23 protein-coding genes are annotated in these 22,396 nt (G+C 64.7%); 14 read left to right on the forward strand and 9 right to left on the reverse strand.

Features of this window, described 5'->3' with window-relative positions; genetic code table 11:
* Window position 1 precedes the first annotated feature (1 nt).
* On the reverse strand, window positions 2-337 hold the full coding sequence (locus AB8998_RS31410; RefSeq protein ID WP_369742188.1) for a hypothetical protein: 336 nt from the start codon (window positions 335-337) through the stop codon (window positions 2-4).
* Window positions 338-702: 365 nt separating this feature from the next.
* On the opposite strand from AB8998_RS31410, the gene AB8998_RS31415 reads away from it, so the two are divergent.
* Genes AB8998_RS31415 through AB8998_RS31430 form a run of 4 tightly spaced genes read left to right on the forward strand, consistent with a single transcriptional unit; the run spans window position 703 to window position 5,598 of the window.
* Entirely contained in the window at window positions 703-930 is a 228-nt protein-coding gene (locus tag AB8998_RS31415) for a hypothetical protein (RefSeq protein WP_369742189.1), read from the forward strand.
* A complete protein-coding gene (locus AB8998_RS31420) occupies window positions 927-4,241 on the forward strand; it encodes a hypothetical protein (protein ID WP_369742190.1) in 3,315 nt (1,104 codons plus the stop codon). The genes AB8998_RS31415 and AB8998_RS31420 overlap by 4 nt, the downstream gene beginning before the upstream one ends.
* Complete coding sequence (locus tag AB8998_RS31425; protein WP_369742191.1) at window positions 4,241-4,960, forward strand: helix-turn-helix domain-containing protein; 720 nt, start codon at window positions 4,241-4,243, stop codon at window positions 4,958-4,960. The genes AB8998_RS31420 and AB8998_RS31425 overlap by 1 nt, the downstream gene beginning before the upstream one ends.
* Complete coding sequence (locus tag AB8998_RS31430; RefSeq protein WP_369742192.1) at window positions 4,957-5,598, forward strand: hypothetical protein; 642 nt, start codon at window positions 4,957-4,959, stop codon at window positions 5,596-5,598. Before AB8998_RS31425 ends, AB8998_RS31430 begins: the two co-directional genes overlap by 4 nt.
* A 197-nt stretch (window positions 5,599-5,795) precedes the next feature.
* On the opposite strand, the gene AB8998_RS31435 is transcribed toward AB8998_RS31430, so the two are convergent.
* From AB8998_RS31435 to AB8998_RS31450, 4 genes are read right to left on the reverse strand one after another with little or no spacing between them, the layout of a single operon-like run.
* The gene (locus tag AB8998_RS31435; protein ID WP_369742193.1) at window positions 5,796-6,521 is read right to left on the reverse strand and encodes a hypothetical protein; all 726 of its coding nucleotides are present in this window, start codon (window positions 6,519-6,521) and stop codon (window positions 5,796-5,798) included.
* Window positions 6,522-6,529: 8 nt separating this feature from the next.
* Window positions 6,530-7,405: an RAMP superfamily CRISPR-associated protein gene (locus AB8998_RS31440; RefSeq protein WP_369742194.1), complete on the reverse strand. Its 876-nt coding sequence runs from the start codon at window positions 7,403-7,405 to the stop codon at window positions 6,530-6,532.
* The gene (locus AB8998_RS31445) at window positions 7,402-7,923 is read right to left on the reverse strand and encodes a hypothetical protein (protein WP_369742195.1); all 522 of its coding nucleotides are present in this window, start codon (window positions 7,921-7,923) and stop codon (window positions 7,402-7,404) included. Before AB8998_RS31445 ends, AB8998_RS31440 begins: the two co-directional genes overlap by 4 nt.
* 10 nt (window positions 7,924-7,933) lie before the next feature.
* Window positions 7,934-8,668, reverse strand: coding sequence for a hypothetical protein (locus AB8998_RS31450; RefSeq protein ID WP_369742196.1), 735 nt, complete (start codon window positions 8,666-8,668; stop codon window positions 7,934-7,936).
* Window positions 8,669-8,870: 202 nt separating this feature from the next.
* On the opposite strand from AB8998_RS31450, the gene AB8998_RS31455 reads away from it, so the two are divergent.
* Genes AB8998_RS31455 through AB8998_RS31465 form a run of 3 tightly spaced genes read left to right on the forward strand, consistent with a single transcriptional unit; the run spans window position 8,871 to window position 11,038 of the window.
* Window positions 8,871-9,755 (forward strand): hypothetical protein, encoded by an 885-nt coding sequence (locus tag AB8998_RS31455; RefSeq protein WP_369742197.1) that lies wholly within the window; start codon window positions 8,871-8,873, stop codon window positions 9,753-9,755.
* Between the two features lie 7 nt (window positions 9,756-9,762).
* Window positions 9,763-10,200, forward strand: coding sequence for a hypothetical protein (locus AB8998_RS31460; protein ID WP_369742198.1), 438 nt, complete (start codon window positions 9,763-9,765; stop codon window positions 10,198-10,200).
* 4 nt (window positions 10,201-10,204) lie between these two features.
* Window positions 10,205-11,038 carry a phosphoadenosine phosphosulfate reductase domain-containing protein gene (locus AB8998_RS31465; protein WP_369742200.1) on the forward strand — a complete coding sequence of 278 codons (834 nt, stop codon included), beginning with the start codon at window positions 10,205-10,207 and terminating at the stop codon, window positions 11,036-11,038.
* Between the two features lie 80 nt (window positions 11,039-11,118).
* Here AB8998_RS31465 and AB8998_RS31470 read toward each other — a convergent pair whose 3' ends face one another.
* Entirely contained in the window at window positions 11,119-11,901 is a 783-nt protein-coding gene (locus AB8998_RS31470; RefSeq protein ID WP_369742201.1) for a hypothetical protein, read from the reverse strand.
* A gap of 660 nt (window positions 11,902-12,561) precedes the next feature.
* Here AB8998_RS31470 and AB8998_RS31475 point away from each other — a divergent pair.
* The 7 genes from AB8998_RS31475 (at window position 12,562) to AB8998_RS31505 (ending at window position 20,178) form a co-directional block, all read left to right on the forward strand.
* The gene (locus tag AB8998_RS31475; protein ID WP_369742202.1) at window positions 12,562-13,182 is read left to right on the forward strand and encodes a hypothetical protein; all 621 of its coding nucleotides are present in this window, start codon (window positions 12,562-12,564) and stop codon (window positions 13,180-13,182) included.
* 41 nt (window positions 13,183-13,223) lie between these two features.
* The gene (locus tag AB8998_RS31480; protein ID WP_369742203.1) at window positions 13,224-14,012 is read left to right on the forward strand and encodes a class II glutamine amidotransferase; all 789 of its coding nucleotides are present in this window, start codon (window positions 13,224-13,226) and stop codon (window positions 14,010-14,012) included.
* Between the two features lie 292 nt (window positions 14,013-14,304).
* Window positions 14,305-16,302, forward strand: a complete 1,998-nt coding sequence (locus AB8998_RS31485; protein WP_369742204.1) for an ATP-binding protein — start codon at window positions 14,305-14,307, stop codon at window positions 16,300-16,302.
* Window positions 16,221-17,300 carry a hypothetical protein gene (locus AB8998_RS31490; protein ID WP_369742205.1) on the forward strand — a complete coding sequence of 360 codons (1,080 nt, stop codon included), beginning with the start codon at window positions 16,221-16,223 and terminating at the stop codon, window positions 17,298-17,300. The genes AB8998_RS31485 and AB8998_RS31490 overlap by 82 nt, the downstream gene beginning before the upstream one ends.
* A 492-nt stretch (window positions 17,301-17,792) precedes the next feature.
* Complete coding sequence (locus AB8998_RS31495; RefSeq protein WP_369742206.1) at window positions 17,793-18,452, forward strand: hypothetical protein; 660 nt, start codon at window positions 17,793-17,795, stop codon at window positions 18,450-18,452.
* Between the two features lie 289 nt (window positions 18,453-18,741).
* Complete coding sequence (locus AB8998_RS31500) at window positions 18,742-19,326, forward strand: hypothetical protein (protein WP_369742207.1); 585 nt, start codon at window positions 18,742-18,744, stop codon at window positions 19,324-19,326.
* A gap of 99 nt (window positions 19,327-19,425) precedes the next feature.
* Window positions 19,426-20,178 carry a DUF4326 domain-containing protein gene (locus tag AB8998_RS31505; RefSeq protein WP_369742214.1) on the forward strand — a complete coding sequence of 251 codons (753 nt, stop codon included), beginning with the start codon at window positions 19,426-19,428 and terminating at the stop codon, window positions 20,176-20,178.
* Window positions 20,179-20,192: 14 nt separating this feature from the next.
* On the opposite strand, the gene AB8998_RS31510 is transcribed toward AB8998_RS31505, so the two are convergent.
* From AB8998_RS31510 to AB8998_RS31520, 3 genes are read right to left on the reverse strand one after another with little or no spacing between them, the layout of a single operon-like run.
* Window positions 20,193-20,792, reverse strand: coding sequence for an integrase core domain-containing protein (locus AB8998_RS31510; protein WP_369742208.1), 600 nt, complete (start codon window positions 20,790-20,792; stop codon window positions 20,193-20,195).
* Window positions 20,728-21,240, reverse strand: a complete 513-nt coding sequence (locus AB8998_RS31515) for a hypothetical protein (protein ID WP_369742209.1) — start codon at window positions 21,238-21,240, stop codon at window positions 20,728-20,730. Before AB8998_RS31515 ends, AB8998_RS31510 begins: the two co-directional genes overlap by 65 nt.
* Window positions 21,241-21,266: 26 nt before the next feature.
* Window positions 21,267-21,611, reverse strand: coding sequence for a helix-turn-helix domain-containing protein (locus AB8998_RS31520; RefSeq protein ID WP_369738284.1), 345 nt, complete (start codon window positions 21,609-21,611; stop codon window positions 21,267-21,269).
* Window positions 21,612-22,396 lie beyond the last annotated feature (785 nt).

Below are 22,396 nucleotides of genomic sequence, written 5' to 3' on the forward strand. Positions count from 1 at the left end.
TTCACAGTGGCGTGACGGCCCGGGCCGAGCACCACTGGCGGATCGCGAGCTTGCCGGCGCGGTTCCCGGTCGGGACGTCACACGTGACCAACGCCAGCCAGCCGCCTCGTGTGGACTGCGCCCAAGCGTGAAGAAGCCCGGGCACCTGGGCGTTAAAGCAGAGACCCTCGGCCTTGATACGCATCGCCACCGCATCGCGTCGAAACCGATCATCAGGGTTGGCGATGAGGCGGCTCAAGTCCACCAAAATCGGCCGAGGAGGAGTCACCACACGCCGAGGTGCCGGCGGCATGGTCACAGGCCAGTCTTCGAACATCGGCGCCATCTCCAGCTGCATACAGGGGTTGTCACCGAACTGTAGTCGAACGTATGTGCGCATTACCGCTGCAATTATTCCGGCCTACGGCGTGGACGCCCCGCGACGGGCGGGGTTTCACAAGGAAAGGTTGTGGGCACGCACAAGCACTGCTTGTACCTGTCCGTGGTGCTCGATAACATCGGCGGCATGTCAGAGCTGCGGCCCGACGAGGTGAACTGATGACGACTGGTGATCCGACCGTCGCGCTCATTCAAGCTGCGGCACAACGAGATGCCGAATCATTTGCCGCCAAGATGGCTAATTCTTCGTTGGACGCTGCGGTAGATGTCTGGCTGCGTCGCGTCGCTAGGCGCAAAGTCACCCCTGCCCAGCGTGCGCGGCTGGTGAAGGGTGTCGAACGTGGGGACGCGGCAGAGACCAAGGTCGTGCAACTCACCCGTGCGGCGTTGTTACGGGCGGCGGGGCTCGATGATCGGCCGGCGGCCGCGGCGGCGCTGGCCGCAGGGGCCACCTACACCGAAGTGGGTGCTGTGCTCGGGATGACGCAGCAGGGTGCCAGCGCCCGGATGCGTCCCTACCGTGACACCGCGCAGGTGGGTGGGACGCCATGAGCGCAGCCGCCGACATCGGGCGCCACGTCTTGATCATCACCGCGACAGGGTCATTCACCGTGGCGGGCCGATCGGTGCACAGCGCCCCGGTCGACACGGCCGACAAGCTTGGCAAGCTGATCTTGTGGGTGCGCGGACGCGGTGGCCTTCGGCCGATACCGGGCCATAGCGACGAGCCTGGGCACGGGCGGGTATGGGTGGTCGGTGGAGCGGTAGCGCTGCTGACTGGCGCGCAGGACGGCCACTCCGGCGATCCGGCAGAGCACCTCGGGCGTGCGTTGGGTCCGCTTGTCGACGACGGGTGGGAGCTGCGCGGCGGACCGGGCAAGACGCTGGTGCTGGCGCATGGCCGTGGTCCCCAGCGGGTGGCCGTGGAGGTACTGGCCGAGCAGCAGCCGTGGCTGGCTCTCGGCGATGAGTCGATCGCCAATGATGCCAGCGAACTCGGCCGCCGGCTGGGCCGCTGGTATGCCACCTTCGGTGTGCTGCCGGGACCCAACGGCGCCGTCTCGGGGTCCGTGCTCGCCGATGTCGTGATGGCCGGCCGGACTGAGCGAGGCCGCGGGGCGGTGGTCTCAGGGCCCGGATTACTGCCGTCCTGGGCCGCACCAGAGTTACGGATCCAACCCGCGTGGGCTGCTACCGCCGAGCAGGTAGAGCGCGAGTTTCAGCACTGTGACGAATTGGTGTGCCTCACCCAAGAAAGCCCGACGCTGGCGTCGGCAGGCATGCTCACGTTCGGGTACGGGACACCGGAGCCCCTCGATGCAAGTGCCGCGGTCGCTGCCGCGCCAGCGACCAAAAAGCCATTCGGCTTATGGCTGGTGGAGCTACCGGCGGCAGAGGAGTTGAACCTGCCGAAATCGCTGCCGCTGCCGCACCCACAAATGGCCGCCGACCATCGCGTTCAGGCCTGGGTGACCACCGAGGATCTTGATGGACTGACCAAGCCCACCCGCGACGGCGGCGCTGGCCTGACCGTCGAGCAGCTCGGCATCAGCGAAGCGATCGTGTGGCCGCATAAAGCTCGGATCCTGGAAGCCTGGGCCAAACGAATAAGAGAGGCCCGAGAGGCCTTCACCGGCGATGAACCGATGCTGGCATTGGTCGACGCTGCAGCGAGCGACTACCTGGCAGCACTCGCCGACCCCGGCATGTGGACCGGTGACGACATGGGCCACCACTTCCAACCGGTGTGGGCCGCGGCGATCGCCACCCACATCCGGTACCGGGGACGCCGGGCCGCAATGCGGATCTCGCGTGAATACCACACCTGGCCGCTCTACATTGACGGCCCCTCGATGGTGTACGGCCCCGCCCGCCCAGAAGAAGGAAGTACGCCAGTTGACCTGTCCGACACGCACACTCGGCTTGGACGCCTAGTCACCATTGCGCGCGCCGATCTGACTGAGAACGCGATTCTGGCCATGCTGATGGCCGAATCGACCGCAGACGTTTCTGCGGCGCTCTCCGCGGCACTCGGTGTGCCACTCGCGACTCGTGGACACGTCGAATCCGTCATCGTCGAGCGCCCGCGTGGCACAACACCTGTCGCTGATGACGCGACCGGTGATAGTGCCGAACCACAGCCTGATAACGGGCGGGGCGTCGACAGCGTTACCGACCCAGTGGGTTCCGCGGAGAGTGAGCCCGCGCCCGCAGGCAAGCTCCCTTCGGCCGCTGCCGCACCACCGCGGCGCCGTGGCGCGGACAGCTCCGACGTCTCACTGGGCGGGGACCCGGCCGCGGTCTTGCACATCGACGGGCTGTGGATGCCTGATCGGACCAAACATGAAGTAGTCAACGGCAATGCGCATATCGGCCAGGTCGCCGAACTGGTCTACACAAACGATCTCGGGTATCAACTGACACGGGAATCCGATGAGCCAGGGCAGATTTGGCTGACTGAAGAGATGTGCCGGGCTTTCGGTATCGACGTCGACGCAGTTTTGGAGAAAAAACCCAAGGACCGCGACGCAGTTATTCGGGAGGTCACCGAGGGCCTTCCCTTTGTCACTGAAGCGATATCGCAGGGGTGGCGGCTCGGCGGCGCCGGTCCCGATGCCACCGCCACCCGACTGGGGGTCTGGACCAGGGTGTATCACGAAGGCCACCACCGAAAAGGTGTCTGGGTTGTGCTGATTCCTGGGATGGCCAGCGACGGTGACTCACTGCAGGACGTTCGCAACGTACCGGTATTGGTGGGCGCGCACACCGAAGACGGGATCGAAGTACCACCGCCAGACCAGATCGCTCGTCGGCTGAAGCTGTTCGCCGATGCGATGCGTTTCCCGTGGAAGGTCAACCCAGGCGTGACCGCCATCGACCTCATGGTGGCGACCCGGCCGAAAGGCACCAAGCGCAAAGACTGGTGCAACGGGCCGCTCGCGCCATCGACGTTCGAAATCCCGTTCAACGTCAACGACGTTGAACGGGATTTCAACTGGACCCGGCAACCCACGGCCGATGAGCGCAAATGCCGCTACGTCCACGCTTATGACCGCGGTGGCTCGTATCCTGCGGCGATCGCCGGATTGGAACTGCCGATCGGCGACCCCGTCCATCACCCCGACGGATCGGCCTTCCAGGATCCGGCGGCGTTGGAGGAACTCCTCGCCGCGCCGGGACTGGTGACAATCATCGTCCCCGAACCGGCGGATTGGCGGGTGCCATTCCTGTTGAACCCGGCCGGTTTACAGTTCACAACCCCGAAGCCAGTCACCACTGCCCGCCTGCAGCAAGCAGTGAAACTCGGCTACACCCCGACCATCGTGGAGGCATATAGCTGGCCCAACCACGGTCGGATCCTGCGAGGCTTCTACGAGCGGGTGCGAGATGCTTCCACTGTGCTAGACACCGATGACTCCGACGCCCAGGCCGCCCGTGATCAATCCAAGATGGTGCGCAGCGTCGGGATCGGACTCATGGGTTCAGACGAGCATATGAAGGGCAAAACCGGCTATGACCCGATGAAGCGACTGTGCATCATCGGAAAGGCCACAGGTAACATCGCCTACCGTTTCGATCAGATCGGACGAAAGACCCGTCGCTGGCCGGTGGCCGCAGAAAAAGACACCGTTCTCTACGTCTCAGACAATCCCGACCCGCAGACGGCGTGGCCCGGTGGACCCAAAACGTGGGGTCGCGGCTTCGGACAGTACAAACACGAAGGATCGGCTCTAATGGCCGAGCACGTCGAGTACCTCAACGGCGGTGCCTACAAGGGTAAGCCAGCACTGCTGGACCCGGATGAGTGGGCCGAACTGATGCCGACGTTCACCAAACCTGCCGACGCCAAGGCGGGACGCTGATGGCCCGGCCGCGCCGCCGGCGCAACCTCACCGGTGACGACCTCGGCAAGTACGGATCCGTTGCCGCGGGAAACGTCGACGTCGATCGAGCCGCAGCGGGACTGAAGGTTCCGAAAAGTCAGGTGCGCGATGCGGTCAAACAGGCCCGTGACACACACCGGCAAGTGTACTTCCGTGCGATATCCGGGCGCCGCGAAGCCGATGTGACCGACCAGTCCAACGCCAAGGGGATGCTGTTGGCGGCCTTTGGCCGCGGAGTGCGCGGCGCCGCAGTCAACGCCAAGGCCGCTGCCGACAAACTTGGTGTGGCTGTCTCGACCGTCCGTCGATGGGCTGCCGGAAAACAAAGGCCCTCCCCAGATCATCTCGATGCTCTGCAGTCAGAGTCCAAAAAGGCGGCGACAACGAAGGCCGGCCGCACAGCGGCCACCGATGACTTCCGTTCCAGCCCGCATGGCCGTACTGCGCTGACACATGGAGGGTCGTTGCGGATCAGCGGTAACCAAGGTCCTGGCGGCAACGTCTCAGACGCCTACACCCGGGACCGCAGCGTCACCTTCACTGTCGGGGTCGACGACGTCCAAGCCATGCTGCGTGCATACGAAGAGGATGGCGATAAAGGGCTGCACGCCTGGCTGACTGAAGTCGCGGACAAGAACTACCTCGGCGACTGGGGATTCATCACCATCGAGGACTTCGGATTCGGCCCCGCGCGATGAATACTGTTGTTCCAGGCCCGCGCTGGACCCGAGGCCGTCTCGCCGACATGCTTCTGCATTGCTACGGCCCTAACGACAACGGCGGCGTCGACGTCGATGCCGTCGCCGAGTACGTGGGTGTTACTGCGGCCACGGTGCGCCGATGGATCAGCGGAGGCAAGCGGAATAGGCGCCGCGCAACGTCATGTCCGGCTAAGCGTATTGCGCAGCTGCAGCGTGGTCCCGACATCGTCGAGCGCCGCAATCAGCAGCAGTACGAGCGGTCCGTGGCCGCCATCGACAGCATCCGCGCCGGCGGTCAAATTCAGCCCGAGTGGGAGAAACAGCATTGGCTTGATACGCACGTTGTCGCGATCGGCGAAATCTACGGAAAGCCTTGGCATCAAGTGGTGGTCACGAACGGCAGTTACAGGTCGATGACCGAACTTGGCCGCCGGGTCGCGGTGATCACCTCGATCGAGGTTCCGACGTGGTTCCACGGTCAAGTCCTTGCCCATGCCGTGATGACGCGCCAACGAGAGTGGCGAGTACATCCCGCCAAAACCGAGCTGAGCACCGGGCGCACTCAAGTATGGATGAACGACGCTCCACCAGTCGATCTCACATCCGCGCTTCGCGCCTACGGCATCCGACAATGACCCACAGCGTCGTACGCAAAATCTTGTCAGGCCGACAACCAGGGGCTGGCGTCAGAGCTGATGCGACAAGTCCGGTAATCGGTAGACGCGCTACCCGTCCTTGACGGGGTTCGCGATGTTGGGCGTGTGTTGGACGGACCGTCAACGGTTCATCTGGCTCAGAGCAACAGAGCGTCGATTCCTTCAGAGATGCCGCATTAACGTGCGGGATGGTATGCGGCAGTGCGTGTTTCGGGGTGTAGGTAGGGCGGTCGAATTGGCGCGGTGGCGAGTGGGCCGGTCTGTACGGCGGGTTGCCGGGTGAGGCAGCGTAGCGGCGTTGTCCGGCCGAGTATGCCGGGTTCGTGTTCATGTCCGGCGGCCCATTCGTCGATTTCTGAGGTTTCGGTGATGTGCCAGTGGGTGACGAGTCCTTCACCGACGCCGCGGTGTTTGCCGATCAAGGGCAGGTCGTCGAGGAGGTCGGCGATGGTGTCCGGATCGCCGACTGCGCGCCAGGTGAGGAGGGTGGCTGGGTGTGCGATGACGGGGATGATGCGGTTCTGGTAGCGGCCTTTGCGGTCGGAGACGACGCGTCGGCCGATGGTAGGGGCGAGTTGTTGGAGCCGGTTGTGGTCGGTATGGGCGGTGCGCCAACGGATGTCGGGGTCAATGGTGTCGTGGGAGTGAGGGTGTAGGTCGGCGAAAGTGGCCATCCAGTGCCAGTCGCTGTCATGGGTGGGGTCACCGCAGCGGGCCAGGGGAAGATCGATGGTTTCCGGGGTGGCATGGTGTTGGTAGGTGAGATGGTGGCCGGCAGCGCGCGCGGCCCATTTGCGGCGATGCCAGAGCACCGAGGCGAGCAGGCCATCGAGAGCGATGCCCCATGGTTGGGATAGCACGATGCCGTGCGGGGTGTGCGCGGTGATCTGCAAGGCAATCATCGGTGTGCTTAGGTGAGTTTGGAGAGGGCGGCGATCGCGTCGTCGCGGTGTGCCCTGAGTTCGGCTTCCCAGTCGACCGTTTTGTCGGGGAGCTGGCCACGCTCCGCCTCAATCTCGCTGAAGTTGGCGGTGATGTTGCCGTGGCCGGCGGCACGTCGGCCGCCGAGGTGGCCGCGGCGGCCGAAGGCGCTCAGGACGTCGTGCAGGAACGCGACTTGGTGGCTGGTGGCGTAGGTGATCCGTACCCAGGTCTGCAGGAGGGTTCCGGCGGGGAGGGTTTCGATGTCAAATCGTCCTAGTGGACTGGTGTTTTCGTCGCGGTCGGTTCGGGGGGATTGGTCGGCGCGGGGGCGGTGGTCGTCCAGGTGTGTGAACGATTCCTCGGCGAAGGTGTATACCGCGTCGGGTAGAGGCGTGGTTCGTGGTGGGCGAGGCAGGATGTGGGCCAGTTCGGTGACTTCGGGCAGGACTTTGCCGACGGTGAGCAGACCGGACATGAGCCTGCCGCTTGCAGCGCCTCCGAACACGGCGATCTGGGGGAGTAGTGCTTTGAGGTGGCGTTCTTCTTCGTCGGTGAGCGGAGTTGCTGATTTGCCGAGTCGGCCGCCGTTGGTAAGTAAATGGGCGGCGGGAACCGGTAACGCGATGTCCTCGTAGTCCAGGACTGCGGCGGTGAGCTCCTCTCCGATGCGGCGTAGGACGCCGCGGAAACTGCTGCCCGACAGGATCGGAACATCCAGCAGCTCGCCGTCGGCGGTGATGATCTTTTCGGTGCGGAACATGGCGGTGGTGTCGGTGCCGGCCGCATCGTTGTCGGAGCCGCGGTGCACGATGGATGACAGGGCCACGATGTCGATGTCCCACCGAATGGTGTTGAGGGTCATGCGTGTTTGGACTTTCGGTCGGCGTCGACGGCCTCTTTGATGATGCGGACTCGTAACAGGAGGGCAGGTAGGCTGCGTTGGAATGCGCGCAGGACCGGTTTGGGCGGCTCGCGGAGCAGTTCGGCTAGTTCGCGCCTGCGGTCCGGGTAGCGGGGGGCTTGGAGACCTAGGCGTGTGAGCGCGGGTGAGGACCACCACTCGTCGAGTGTGACTGACCGGCGGGAGGCGCGGAACACCCGGCCGGGAAGGATTTTGTCCCAATAGTTTTTGAGGTATTTCGGGTCGGTGATCCAGCTGTTTTCCCAGTCGATGCTGTAGTGCACCAGCAGCAGCAGCCGTTCTGCGGTGTCTTCGGCGCGCCGCAGCGCCGCCTCGGTCTTGTTGAGCTCGTCGGTGGGGGTCAGGGCATGCAGGTCCGGGACTAGCGCTTGCCAGGCCCGAGTTGGGGTGAGTTCGGTGTCTGCCTCCTGTGGTGGGGGCAGGTCGCGGGAGTCTCGCTTGCGCGGGCGCGGCGCCATGGCGCAAACCCTAGTGGCAGCTCGTGTCGTCCTGGTATGGGCTGGAGTTGTGGTGTGTCGTCGCGTGGGTGAGGGTGTGAGCGGCGTTCCAGAGTGGGGGGACGGTGCGCCAGGGCTGCACCGCGTTCCAGGCTGCCAGAAATCGTGGCCAGCTCGGTCGTGGTTGACTGGCCAACAGCGGGAATGGCGGGGCGGGTCGATGCAGGACCGCGGTGGTTGTGCTGGCCAACTGTGGGGGCGGTAGCGGTGTGGTGGCGCGGGACTGAACCCACGCGGTGACGTTGGGGCGCAAGGTCATGAGATCGGCCAGCCTAGATGCCGCCGTCGCATTCCAGGCGATGACGAGCCCCTCGGTGGCGAGGTGGCCCCATCGGGCGGTCGGCAGAATGTGTCGGCGGCGCAGGGTCGGTACGACCGCCGCCTGGGTGGCTGGCAGGGGACCGGCGGCCAGTATGGCGGCCAGTGCGGCCGGGTGCCGGTATTCAGTGACGGTGGTGGCTTCGATCAACATGGCTGGGACGGCCCGGGGCGCGCGGCTGTACACCCACGCGCAGGGCACGCAAAGTCTGCGGGATCCGAACGGCCAGGTGTCGAAGCCGGTGAATGCTTCGGAGATGATGCGCGAACTGGGCACCGTGGGGCCGTCGGTTCCGCAGCGCCCGCAGCGGCCCGGGATCGGCGCGCCGGCGTCGACGTCGGGGCTGCCGGCGAGGACCCAGGCAGCTGCGGCGGGATCAGAGAACATGTCGGCACACTAACGGGTGTATCCGGCGGCTGGTGGTTGGTAGCGTGGCGGGCACGAAATGCATACAGGGGTTGGGTGAAGGTGTCACCTGAGGCGGCCCTGGGCGCGGCTGACAGCAGCCGACTCCTGGGGCCGCCTTCCCACTTTGCGGGGCTGGGCGCGGCGCCCCGGAACTATCTGGAGTGGCTCGTAGACTCGCCCGATGGGCGCCAAAACCGCCAGACCGAACCGGGAACCGGTGGTGGTTGACATCGAGGGTGGGCTGGTCACATCGCGTGATGTGAAGGCAGCGCGTGAGGTCGTCGAGTCGGCGATGAGTGACCGCGACTTCATCCGGTTGGCCAACCGGATAATCGACGAGGCCCGCGACACCGACACCTCTGCGACGCGGGCGGCTCGTGATCGTGACCGGGCCACTCCCCGCGACGTCAGCCGCGTCGACTCCGATCGGCTACGCCAGGAGTTGCCCGCACCTGAGGAATTCCGGCCGGCTTTGAGCGCGCGGCAGCGAAAGCTGCGCTCGGCCACCAAAAATCGCGTGATTGCTGCGGCGCCTGCTACGCAGCGGCGCGCGTTGCAGACCATGCTGGGCGACGAGGACCTGGGTCGGTGGCGGCGGGTGAACTTTGCGTTGCACCGCGCGGCCGGTGATGTTCAGCAGCTCGACGTCGCGGATCGGACCGAAGTGCAGCGCCTGGACCGCATGATCCAGTCTTATGAGGACATCAACGACCGCCGCCACCGGGTCTATGTGGCCGTCGCCTTGCCTGACACCCACCCGGATGTGAGCAGTATTGAGAATCTGCCGGGCAATCTCGTGGCGGGGTCTGTGGTGTCGTTCGACCAGTTCACTGTGACCCGGCACAACCTGCACGAAACACCCGGGCACGACAGTCACCGCCATGTCGTGTTCGAGCTGGTTACCGGCCGCGGCATGTATCTGGGGCGCTCGGACACGGTGGAAGACACCACCCATCTGCTTCCCCGCGGTATGCGATGCCGAGTGGTGTCTGCCGAATACGCGCCGTATGCAACAGGTTCCGGTGGCTTCGGTGAACGGTTGGTCCTACAACTCGAGGAAGTGTGATGCGGCGATGAGCGCTGAATTCGTGGTGCACCCGAACCGGTCGCAGATCGGGCCCGATACGGCGGGCCAAAATGGGCATTTCCGCTCGGTGAGCCGGCCGCGGCGTCCGGTGGCGGTATCGGTGTGTCTGGCCCGCGTGCAGTTGCCGACCGCGCTTGCCGAACATGGCGACCCTGACGGGTCGTTAACGTTCGGAGGCATGAATTGGCGGTTCGTCGTCGGTGCGGCCCGCACGTTCGCCCGCGCCCACACCGACCTCGAGGTGGTGCCGCCCCCGTTTGGGTTCAAACGCGACGGTCTGTGGTGGTGGTGGGATGACACCACCAGCGAGGAGTCCATTCTGGAGGGCGCCGAGGCCGCTGGCTACGTCACTGAATACCTAGAGCTGTTGTTTCCGGGGATGCCGATCACGGTCACCGACAACCGCCATCCGGTTAGCCGGTAACCGGATGAGTGGATCGGTGGGCATGGATATGACCGCGTTGCGGGCGATCGCGGCGCGCCGACGCGGCGGCGGGTATCGGCCGTTGCTGGATCGGATCGCGGCCCATCTCGAGCTCCATGACGGGTTCGTGTCCTGGTCGGGAGGCAAAGACTCCACCGTCGTGGTGGATCTGGCTCGTCAGGTGGACCCGAACGTGCCGGTCGTGTTCTTCGATTCGGGGCTACAATTCCCGGAAACCGTGCGGTATTTGGAAGACATGGCTCACGCGTGGCGGCTGAACTTCACCGTGGTACCCGCCGAGCCGGACCTGTTGACCGTGATGGTCGCGCTAGGGGGATTCGATCACTACGCCCCGGACCGCTCACTGGGTGTCGAGTTGTCTGAGTTGATGATCACCGGCCCGGCCGCCACAGCCCACCGCCGCCACGGCCCGGGATCACTGTGGGGGGTGCGCAGCCAAGAATCCCACGGCCGGGCGATGCTCTACCGGCACCATCTGGCCACCCATACCCGTGCACACCAGCACAATTCACGCGACGCGGTGCGCGCCGAGCACGGCGGCACAGTGCACCGGGTTGACGGCACCGTGAGTTACGGGCCGATTTGGGACTGGCAGCCTAGGCAGGTATTCGAATACCTGGCCGGCCGCGGGATCGAACCCAACCCGCTGTACCGCAAACTCGCAAAGCTTGGAGTGCCAGCCGGCCACATCCGTGTCGACTCCATGATCGACGCCTCCAAACTATCGAACGGGCACCTGGCGTTTCTGCGCAAAGGATGGCCGACGCTGTTCTCGCAATTGGAGATCGCGCTGCCGCGGCTAACCGAGTGGGCCTAACCTGCGGCCTCCGCCGTGGATATCCCCCGACACCCAGCAGCAGACCTGTTCGGTGCCAACCTGTTTCGCGGAATGCTCCGTCAGTCGTCGACCGCGATGAGTACTGGTTGGCCCGTGGTGGCCTGCAGGGTGTGTGCACGGCGGGCGGCGGCGATGCGGAGGGTCCAGATCGGATAGGCGTTATTGTGCGGGCGTTGAACCCGTGCCTGTGGATACTGGTTTTCGAATTCCTGCTGGTCGTCGATGATCCAGATGGTGTGAACGCCACCCTGGGCGCTCACCTTGAGGCTGGCGGCGGTGTCGACGATGAAGTCATCGACAGCCTGTAGGTCGGTCAGCGCGGCACGCGGGGGTTTGAGTCCGCGTTCGGTATCGGCATATGAGCTGACGTTGAGCCCCAACAGTTGCGCTGTTTCGGTCCTGCCCAGTCCGACCGCCAGCCGGGCGGCCATCAGCTCGAAGGCGCGATCGCCGCGATGCACCGCGACGTCACGTCCTCGGCGGCGAAGCTCAGCGGCGGCACGTCCCACCGCAACGTGCTGTAACGACACCGGATACGGGTTGCGGTCACGGCGGGTGTGTGCCGCTGGGTATCGCACGGTGAAGGTGTCCTGGTCGGGGACGGCCTGCAGCACCACGGTGCCCTGAGCGCACGCCGCAGCAACCAGCCGTTCGGTCTCCCCGGCGACGAATGCTTCCATCCGGATCAATTCGCCGACGAGGTATGCGCCGATGTAGCCGTGACCGCCTGCTTCGATGGCTTTGTACCTGCTCGTGCTGAGCTCGAGCAGCGGGGCGATGTCTTGCGGCCACAGGCTTAGCGCGCTGCGCCGCGCTTTGAGATCCGACCGGGAGTACCTCACGACCGGCTTCTCGCGGCGCCCCCCTCATTGACCGCTGCAGGCCTCACAGCTGGCATTGCGGCACTCGTCACGATCGTTCCTCTCCCTCTACCGGAGAACCGCGGCCCGCCGTGTTGGCATGCCGCGCGTGCGATCCATGTTAGCAGCGGCCACGCGCGAGTCGGGTGTGGATGTGGCGGTCTGGGGGCTTTCTTCACCGCTTCGGAGGGCGGCCCGATGGAGTCGGGCCGGCTCGGCGCGCCGCCGACCTCCACCCCACCCCGTCCATTACGGGGTGGGGTGGAGGAGACGTTAAACCCTTGTGACTAGGGACTTTTCGGGACAATTTGTCGGTCCACTTGACTAGAATTGTGAATTGGAAGGCTTACCACTCCGGTGAGCCTCACTACCCGGTGAGGGGTGCTATCTGTTATGCCGTCATCTGTTTATTGCGAAAGCTGCGATTGCGAAGTCGATCCCGACTACGACGATTATTGCGGATCGTGCTGTGAATGGCGTTGCCAGGACTGCGGCCCGTGTCGGGGGTGCCGCCGAGACAGCCGGGTTCATTCCTACGAGTACCGACCCGCAAGTTATCGGCCCAAAGGCGATTATCAGACTCAGACGCTTCTCGGCGTCGAGCTGGAAGTCTGTGGTGCACAGTCGACTATCGCAGACGTTGTGAGCGGTCTGGACGGCGTCGAACACCACTTGTACATGAAGCTCGATGGCTCGATTAACGGCGTCGAGATCGTCACCCATCCCATGACGTTGGCATGGGCACGTAGCTACCCGTTCGCGGCGCTGCTGGGCGATCTGCGTGGTGCCGGATGCAGCGTCGACGACGGCTACGGACTGCATGTTCATGTGTCGCGCAACGCATTTCGACGAGAAGGAAAGCAATCGGCGGCACATCAAATGATGTGGCTGTTATTCCTGTATCGCAACTGCGCCGAGTTAGAGGTGCTGGCCCGCCGCCGCTCGGATGAATACGCGGCATTTCATAAGCCGGTACCCGGCGAGTTGGCCGGTAAAGCGAAAGCGATCCAGCGCGGCGACCGCTACGTGGCGGTCAATTGCAATAACGACAAGACATTCGAGTTGCGATTTTTCAAGTCGACGCTCGACGAGCGAGAGTTTTACGCCGCTGTCGAGTTCGCCGACGCCAGTGTGCGCTACACGCGGTCGATCACATTGCAGGACGTATTACGCGGTAAGGCGATCGGATGGCGGCATTTCAGTGCATGGGTCAAGCGCCATAACTACCGGCATCTGTCATCGGAAATCGCTGTCTGCGCGTAGCCGTCCGTTTTATCTCACAGATTTTGAAGGGTTCACGCATCATGTGCATTTTGAGTTATTTACCGCCGGGCACACCGGCCGATGTTCACGGTCTATTCAACGGCGGCGCGAACAATCCGGACGGTCACGGCTGGGCGATTGTCGCAGGCGAGGAAATCGTGTCGGCCAAGTCACTAGAGCTGGTCGACGCCCTCGATGAGTTTGTGGAGGCCCGCGAACGCTATCCGGACGGCCCCGCGCTGTTTCACAGCCGCTGGGCCACACACGGCAGTGTGCGTGTCGACAACGTGCACCCGTTCCTGGTGGGCGGGTCGCGGCGAACGGTGGTCGCGCACAATGGCATCTTGCCCAAGGGGGCGCACCCGCTGGCCGGGGACGACCGGTCGGACACCCGTAAATTTGCCGAGGAAATCTTGCCGCGCCAGTACCGCAGGTTGGATCGGGCCGGGGTGCAGCGAGCGTTGTCGCGGTGGTGCGGGCTGGGCAACAAACTGGTCATCCTGACGGTGGACCCGCGCTACCGGAATCATGCCTACATCGTCAACGAGGACGCCGGTCAATGGGACGCCGCGACCGGGATTTGGCACAGCAACGACGATTACGTCCATTACCCGAATTGGTCGCAGCTGGGTACATCGCCGGCAAGGGCCGATAGTCCCGGTCGGTGTGGTGACGTGTGCGCGGTCTGTGGCTACGGCCTGGCCGACGCGCACGGGTACTGCGACTCGTGCCGGTCGTGCCAGGACTGCTGGGAGGACGTCGGGACATGTATGTGCTGGAATCGCAGAGCCATGCCGTCGGACGACTATCGGCAGTCGATCCGGCCCTGACATAGCCGCTGTGCTGCCGGGGAGGCCGGGACGTTTGCGCCCGGCCTCCCCGGGCTAGCCGGCAGACGACCCCACCACCACCCACCCCGCCCATTACAGGGGTGGGTGGTGGTGGGGTCGTCTTGAACTAAGGTATCTGCCTGCTGCATCGTTTTGTCGGTGGTGCTGGGTAGAATTGTTGTTGTCGGGCATGCCAATTCGGCGAGCCCCTGATCCCGGTGAGGGGAATGTAGTTATGCGTATTGCTGAAGCGAGTTCGACGTTGGTCGGCGCTGGTGTGGGGTTGCCGACGATGACGAGTCGGGTAGACCCGCAGGGTGCGCGCCGCATGATGGAGATGTTGGTCAATCTGTATGCCGACCGGCGTCTGGCGGTGGTGCGTGAGTATGTGGCCAACGCGGTCGATGCCACGCGGGCGGCAGGCAGTGATGAGCCGGTGGCGGTGACGACGCCGAGTCTGGTGGAGCCAAATTTTGTGGTCAGCGACCGGGGTACCGGGATGTCGTGCGCGGAAGTCGAGGCAACGTTTCTGGCGTTCGCAGCGTCGAGTAAGCGGGACAGCAACGAGTTGGTCGGTGGTTTGGGTGTCGGCGCGAAATCGGCGTGGACGCTGGCGGAGTCGTTTCTGGTGGACACGGTCAAAGGCGGATGCCGCACGACGGTGCGAGCGGCCCGCAATTTGGAGCACCAGGTGTTGTTGGCCGACGCGCCAACCGATCTGGCGGATGGGACCACGATCATCGTTCCGGTTGAGGTGGCCGGGCACGTGGAGGCGTGGCATCGGGTAGTTCGCGAGGTCGCCGCTGCCCACGACGCGGGCGCGGTGCTGGTGGACGGTGAGCCGGTGGATAGCTTGGCCGGTGGGCCGAACTGGGTTGGGCCGGTGTGTTTCCGCCGTGTTGAGCGCCCGGATCGCGGTGTGGTCGTGGTGCGCAGCGGCGGGACGCTGTTCTCGTCGGTACCCGAGGTTACGTCGCGGGTGATCGACGGTATTGGCAGGGTGTCGGGGTGCGTGATCGAGCTGCCGATCGGGTCGTTCGATCACACTCCGAGCCGCGAATCGGTGATCGCCACCGAGCGGACTCTGGCCGCCGTGGATGCCGCACTAGGGCGTTACCGGATTGCGTATGAGGCGCTAGCGCAACGGATCACGGAGCTGGCGGACCGCGATGTCGCAGGCGCGGTGGCGTTGCGCGCCGACACGTTGGCAGGGGTGGGCGAGGCATCGATGCTGCCGATCCCGCTGCGGGTGCGTGTCCCCGGTGGGACCGAGGAGTGGGTCGTGCGCCACGGGCGCGGCGGCCGTGCCCGCTGGGAGCGGGTCACCGATGTGCGTGACGATCTGTTTGATGCGGTGTCGGTGCCTGCTGAGATGAGCCGCACACTGGTGGTTAGCGGTGTTCCGGCGGGCCGGGTGTTGTCGCGGTTTGCCACGTTCGTCGCCCAAGAGCATCCCACCGTGGCGCGGGTGGTGGCGTTGCCGGAAGGCCGCAGTGCGCTGGCGCTGGATGTGGTGCGGCCCGGAGATCAGGCGAGTGGGCAGACCTGGCAGATCAGCATGGGCTCCGAAGGGTTGGGGGGCCGCTACAGCTACGAGCAGTGGCGGGCCGCGCTGGCCGCTGGACGTAGCGTGCGCGGGCCGGTCACGGGCTATGACTGCGACGTCTGCCACCGCGACGGGGCGGGGCGGTGCTCGGCAACGCTGAGTGGGCCGCAGATCGCCGCGCTGGGTCTTCCGGTCATCTATGTCGAGGACAAGCGCCCGTATCGGTCGTCGAGCGGGCAACTCGCGATCGCGTCGGTGACGGTGTATTTGGGCAAACGCAAAAGCGGGCCGCTGCTGGCGGCGGTGCCGCAGGCGATGACCAGCAGTGCGTGGCTACAGCGGCGATTCGCTACCGAGACTGCCGGATGGTCGCAGACCGAACTGCTGGCTGCGGCCTACACGTGCGCGTCTGAGTCGATCTGCAAGGCCGCGTTCGAGATCGCGGCCTCAGCTGCCGCCTTGAGCGCGCCGGGGCATCCGCATCGGGCACTGCTGACACGGATCGGCGCGCTGGTGCGCTCGGCTGAGACCGTAACCGAGGCCCAGAGTGCGACCATGCGGGCGCTCAGCGGCTGCCCAACCGCGCAAGAACAGTTTGCCGAGATCAGGACGATGAGCGGCGAGCTGCGCCAGGCTTACCCGCTGCTTGCTCATGTGCGGCGATGGGACAACGCGGCAATTCGGGAGCACTACGTGGCGTATGTGGCACACACGCCGCCGCAGACGGCACGCACGGCGGCCTGAGCCGAAGCGCATTTAGCACAGAACATCGAAAAACCAACGACAAGAACAGGATTCACACAACCATGTATGCACTCATTGATGACCAGTCGATCATTGTGTTCGAGGGCGCGGCCAGCGTGCTGATCGGCGCTGCCGATCCCACCTACAGGCCGGTGCGCCGCTACTTGCTCGATGAGCATGGAGAGGATTTCACCGCCGTGCAAGATCTGCTTGAGCAGTTCCGTACAGGCGTGAAAGCCGCTGCGGCCCAGGCGGTATCAGTGGTAGACGGTGACACCGACACGCGCGGCTGTGAGCCGTACCGGATCGTCCACGGTGACCCGGTCGAGGAGGTTGTGCTCGCGGCGGCGATCCGGCTGACCAACAGCAACGCCGACCTGGCTCCGCTGGGAGCATTTCTGCGGCGGCTGGAACGCAACCCATCGCAGGCGTCCCGCTCGCAGCTGTTCGGGTGGCTCAAGGCAGGTGGGTTCACCCTGACGACCGATGGCTACATCGTCGGCTACAAGTCGGTGCGCGGCGATGGCCGCTCGGCGCATGCGGGGCGTGAGCCGGTCACGGTGGTCCATCAGGACGGATCGGTGGAAACAGTCACTGGCCGTGTGCCCTACCCGGTCGGGGCCACGGTGTCGATGGACCGCGACCTGGTCGACGATGACCGGGATTCGGCCTGCTCGGTTGGGATTCATGTGGGCACCTTCGGGTACGCGATGACGTTCTGTGACGACATGCTGGTGGTGTTGGTCGATCCCGCCGATGTGGTGTCGGTGCCCACCGACTGCCGGGCGCAGAAGATGCGAGTATGTCGGCTGTTCGTGGCGGCCCGCCACGACGGCGACCAGATCACCGACGCGGTGATTGAGCACATCCGTACCGTCCCTGATTTCGACGCCACCGAGGACTACGCCCGCCGCCCGGAAAACACCCCGGCGCGTGCGTTTGGGGTTGCGGTCGGCCTGGGCGGCCCGGATGTCGATGTCGCCAGTGACGCGGCGTGAGGGGGATTAGGCGATGACATCGTTGACGAGTCTGAAGGGTTGTGCTTGACGGCTTTCGGGAAGCATTGGGGAGGCGTGTACCTGCGGTGAGGTGGAAGCGTGACGACGCGTCGGCCCAGTGTTGGATTCAGAAGCACTCGCTCGAGGATGACTGCGGCGATCTGCACTGCCGATGTGTGCAGTGCTATCCGCACGTGCACAGCGATAGGCGGGAGCTGACCGCCCAAGGGTGAGCGTCGATTCCCGCGACGGGGGATCGGTGATCCGGTGCGGGGTGGTGTTCGTAATGGACGGGCACCACCCCGCCTCCCCGTCCATTACGGGGTGGGGTGAAAGTGCTCCACGTGGTGGGCGATTTTAGGCGCTCCTCCTCCTCGTGTCCGATTGGTTGCGGCCCTTGGAAGTGGGTGTTGTCGGTGTCTGCGCCTATCATTGGTGTTGTGAGGCTTGCCATTTCGGCGGGCCCGTGATCCCGGTGAGGGGAGATGGAAGATGGGTCAGTATTACGCGCCGGTCATTATCGGCGGCGATGGAAGTTCTGGGCCGCGGGCGCGGTGGTGGTTTTCTGCGCACATGTACGGCAATGGCCTGAAGTTGATGGAGCATTCCTATGTCGGGAATGATTTCGTTCGGGCGGTGGAGACGTTTTTGCGTCTCGACGGCGGTATGCGGCTGGTGTGGGCTGGCGACTACGCCGATCCTGAGCCTGACGGCCGGAATCTGTGGCGGCACACCATGACCGAGACTGGTGATGATCACGACTACTCGCGCTGCGTGGCGATCTCCTCGGCGTTAGAGCCGCTATATCCGGGCTATGAGTCCACGCTAGAACGGCTGGCGGCGATGAGCCATCGGGTCGAGGTGGAGTTGGCCAGCGATGCCGAATGCCGCTACGTGGTCAATCTCGACACCGAGCAGTACGTCGATACGGAGTCGGCGCCGCAGGCCGAGCCGTGTTGGGAGGCACGGATTCATCCGCTGCCGTTGTTGACCTGTGAGGGCAACGGTCGTGGCGGTGGGGACTATCACGGCACACCTGCGGTGATCGGGGCCTGGGCGCGGGCTCGCGTAACGGTGAGCGCTCGGGCGCCGCAGGGATTCGCCGAGCTCGATTTCGCCGCCGCGCTGGCGGGTGCGGAGGTGCGACAGTGACGGCGGGGCCGGGTGTGGGCGCCTATGTGGTGCTCGGCTCCGGCGTCACCGGCGCCGAGGGGTTGGAGGATGCCCGTCGACGGCGGAGGTGCGCGATATTCGACGGGGCTGGCCGACCGAGCCGGCCAGCCCCCACGCGCACCCCTCATTAAGCAAACATGATGGTTGCTCACGAAGGGTGCGGATGAGCTTATGGGGCTCCCGACGTTTGTCGGAGGGGTGGAGTAGCTTTTGTGGTGTGGGGCAAGCCATCCCGGCAGGCCCGTAATCCCGGCGAGGGGAGATATTCGTGGTTAGCAAAGTTGGGTCTCCGGTGGTGGATCGGATGCGCATTCCTGCCGGGGTGGTGACGCGGTCGCTGATCGTTGTACGTCCAGTTGAGGGACACGTGTCGGTGCACGACGCGCGCACTGAGCTGGCGGTAGTGGCGATGCAGTGGGGCGATATCTTGATGCGGTTCACCTCGGCGGCCCAGGTATGGGAAGTGCTGGCGGCGTTCGTCGCGGTGCGCGAGGCGCTGCGCGGCGTCGAGGGGACAGTGCCCGCGGATCATGGCGGTAGTGATGAGTGGCCGTGGTTGTCGGTGTTGTCGGTGACCTGGACGCGGCCCCCGGAGTGGTCGGTGGTGCCTCAGGAGCGTTTCGATGCTCGGCAGCGGCGCACGGTGCACTGGGTGGATGTGCATATGGGGCCGGTGCTGTGGCGGGTCGTTGATTGGGCGGGTTATGAGGCGGCACTGGTGTTGCTGCGTAACGTGCACCGGACAGCTGTAGCGGTCTTCGCCGATGGAGGCAAGTTCCGTACCGATCCCTCGAAGCTGGATGCGTTCAGCGAAGCGCCGTGCAACGGCCAGAGGCTACGCACCGGAGCGTAGCCCGCCGTCGCAGTCTTACGCCGGGTTGGTTTTCACTTCTGCAAGGTGTTCGTCCTGGGTGTGCGGGCTGAGCATTTATATAATTCACTGATGTCAGATATGGGTGATGACAAGGTTATTGGTGGTCGGCGGACGACGTCGGTGTGCTGGCCGGTGGTGGTGGATGAGCGGTTGCGCTTGTTGGCGCGGTTGTCCGCCCGTGAGGGAGACCAGACCGGTGATGATTTGTCGCCGTCGCCGTCGCCGTCGCCGTCGCCGTCGCCGTCGCCGACGCCGTCGCCGTCGGCGGCACGAGTGCTGGCGAATTTGATCCTTGCGCAGCCATTGACTGAGGTCGCGGCGTTAGGGCGTGAGCCGAGCCCGGAGGTGTTGGCCGAAGCGGATCGGGTGAATGAGTCGTATGCGTGGTTGGAGCGGGAGCCGTGGTTTGGGCGTCCGCGGTGGCGGGCTCCGAGTTCGGCGCAGCGGATTGTGCGGTCGGGAGCTAAGGGTGTGCGGTTGCCGGCGGGTGCGGTGTCGGTGGCGCGTCCGTCGAGGTGGGGTAATCCGTGGCAGGTGTTCGAGAGGGGTGGGCGTTGGTTTGTGGAGCAGCCGCGTGGTGTGCCGCGGGGGTATGCGAGTCGCGAGTTGGCGCATGTGGGGGCGGTGAGGTTGTTTGAGGGGTGGCTGGATGGGGTGTTGGGGGCGTTGACCAGGGAGCTTGAGGTGCGTCGGTTGCGGGTGGTGGGGGAGTTGGGGTTGTTGGAGGGTCGGGTGTTGGCGTGTTTTTGTCCGTTGGGGTTGGCGTGTCATGCCGATGTGTTGTTGGTGCGGGCTAATCCGTGGTTTGAGGTGTTTCTGACTTTGCGATAGACATTCGCGTTTGATCAGACAACATCGTCGGGATCCTGTATGGGTTGAGTGTGCCTTTGCTGGCGGTGCCAGGCAAGTCGGCGGTTGCGGGCGGATTCGAGCCCGGCTTGGCGTGCTTTGCGGATGGCCTCCCCTCGTCCTTCGTGTTCGTCGTTGGGCGTGACATAGCCGATGCCGGCGTGCAACCGGACTCCGTTCCAGAATTGGCGGGTGACGGCAAGTTCGGCGCGCAGGGTGGCGGGGTCCTCGATCGCGAGCAGGTGCGGGAACTCGGCCTTGAGGTGCCCGTTGAAACTCTCGATCCAGGCTTGATCGGTCGGCGTTCCGGGGCGTCCGAAGTGCTGGGCGATCGCAGACATGGCCATGAACTCCCGCGTCGAGCCCGACGTCATCTGGGGACCGTTATCGGACACCGCGAGCAGGATCGGCCGGGCCTGGTCGTCGATGCCGATATCGACCAGGCCGTCGGCGCGTCGCTCAACGGCCTGCAGGAGTCCCTCGATGTCGAGCGCGTCGGTGAACCCGATCTCGACCTGGGTGGAGGTTTCCTCAGCGGAGACGACCTCGGTGATCCACTTGCGCGAGACCAAATCCTGAATGATCAACACTGCCATCCCCGCCCTGGTGAAGTGCGTCGTATCGTAAATCCAGATCGAGTTCGGCTTGTAGTCCACCCAATCCGGGAAGGGCTTGCGTTGAGAACGTCCAGGCTTGGGAAGTGGTCGAAAGTGCGTCCGCCAAGAACAGGACCCGACGAACACTCGACGGTGACACCCATACCCGGCCCAGATAAGAGCCGCGGTGAGCAAGCTTGCGGTGCGAGCGGTCGGTCTCGCCCCACTGGTCGAACAACGCCAAGATCTCGCTGACTTCTTCGTCGAGCAGCCCATGCATGGGCGACCCACCAGGGATCTTGTCGACCAGCTGGCCGATCGCTCGGCGAGCGATCCAGCGATGTGCCCGCAGCTCGCCGAGCTCCAACGCATGGCATGCCTGGCGCAGTGTCCAACCTTCATCGACCGCCTGGTCGAGCAAGCCCAACAGCGCCGTCTTGGTGGCCACGTCGACACGGTGTGGGACTCGGCCACTTAGCCCCAGCGCCCTTTTCCCTCGACCAACGTCAGCCGCACGGCCATCTCCTTGAGTGCCTCGGACAGCCGCGCGTTCTCGGCCTTGGCGGCATCGAGTTCGTAGTCGCGTTGGCGGGCCGCCGCGCCTGGCTTGGCTGCCGCCAGCGCGGCCAGCGCACCTTCCTTGGCGATCGTGCGGATGCGCATGATCGTCGTGCGATCCACCTGATGGTTGGCGGCGGCCTCGGCGATCGTCACCTCCTGGCGTACCAGCTGCAGCCATATCTCGTACTTCTGCGACGGGCTCAAGAACCGCTTCGGGCGACGGTGCGAGCGGTCGCCACCAGAGTTTGCTTCGGACATGATCAGATCCTCCAAGAGAGCTCGGAGAACCCGTCGGATGTCGTCTGATCGACACACCGATCTCTATCGCGAAGTCAGACGCAAAACAGGTTGGTGACGGGGTAGTGGGCTTGGTGTGGGCTGGGTCGGGGGTGGGTTAAGCGACCTGGGGTGGTTCGGGGGCCGAGGGGTCTCTGGTGGGCTGTGTGGCCTGTGGGGTGCGGTGGCGTGTGATGGGGTGGCTGGCTGGTGGTGCTGTAGCGGGTGTGGGGTGCTGCGGTAAGCGTGGTGGGGTGTGGCCTGCCGGTGGCTGGGTGAGGTTGTCGGGGTGGGCTCGGTGCCGCGGTGTGGCCGGCGCGTGAGCGTCGGCAGGGGGTCGGGTGTTTGATGCGATGCCGGGGCGGGCCGCGACGAAGGATCAGCGGAGAGCGCGTCGGGATGTCCCCGGTGATAAACCGATTATATAATCAATAATTGGGACGCTGTTTCTGTTAAAACGGCTGTGGGATAACCATAGTTATGGTATGGTAAGTGAAAGCTATTGTATAGCAACGAAATAGGAGTAACTATCGTGAGTATGGCAAGAGGCAGCCGTCGCGGAGCGCGGCGTATCGTGTCACTCATTGAATCGCGAAAGCGATTCAGCCACAACGATAAAGGAGCTGTCAGCAGCGCCGCGTCAGCGGCGCATAACCAAAAATGTTGCGGCACAATAAAATACGAGTCAACCGCGAAAGCGGTTGGCGAACAGCACATCTCGCGGGCGGGCTTGCCCGCCCGGTAGGAGGAGCCGGCGCAGCCGGCGA

This window comes from Mycobacterium sp. HUMS_12744610 (assembly GCF_041206865.1).
GTDB lineage: Bacteria > Actinomycetota > Actinomycetes > Mycobacteriales > Mycobacteriaceae > Mycobacterium > Mycobacterium servetii.